At 48.7% G+C, this 558-nt stretch carries 1 pseudogene; it reads left to right on the top strand.

The window, feature by feature from the left end:
• Nucleotides 1-187: pseudogene (locus C7B65_RS29125) on the top strand (transposase); the annotation flags it as partial.
• Between the last annotated feature and the right edge of the window lie 371 nt (nt 188-558).

Raw genomic sequence — 558 nt, 5'->3', positions numbered from 1 at the left:
TCGACTCACCCGGATTCCGGGGTCTATCTCGTGAGATTAGGACGACAACGGTGGGCAATTGAAGGCTTCTTCAAAACCATCAAACATCGCTTTGGCTTGGATTGCTTTGGTCAGAAGACTCGGCTAGGAATCTATCGCTGGTTAATGCTGTCTCTCATCGCTGACCTCCTGGCACATTGGGTATCTCAAACCTTTCCCACTTGGGTGCGCCTCGATTGGGGCAAAGTCTGTGTCAAAGCCGTTGCAACACTGCTGCCGCACGTCGCCTGGGTCAAGCTGCTTCGTCAGATTCACAAGCACCGTGACCTCATTAATGAGCAAGGGTTTGAAATTAGCATCAAGCCCCTATCCTCAGCTTATTAGGAATGGTGCAAGATCTGAGTAAACATAGGTAGTACGTTTCTCCCACTTCAAGACGGTCTGCTCACCAGAAGTAATCAAAATCGAACCCAGAAGGATTAGAACTATACTAGTAGACAGCCAATGCAGGAATGATGGATAATGAAGACCCACCGTTCCCCTACCTGAGAACGGAACCATGCCTGCAAAGAAGTACAA

The organism is Phormidesmis priestleyi ULC007, assembly GCF_003003695.1.
Lineage (GTDB): Bacteria > Cyanobacteriota > Cyanobacteriia > Leptolyngbyales > Leptolyngbyaceae > Phormidesmis_A > Phormidesmis_A priestleyi_A.
This window is presented reverse-complemented; position numbering and strand designations above follow the sequence as displayed.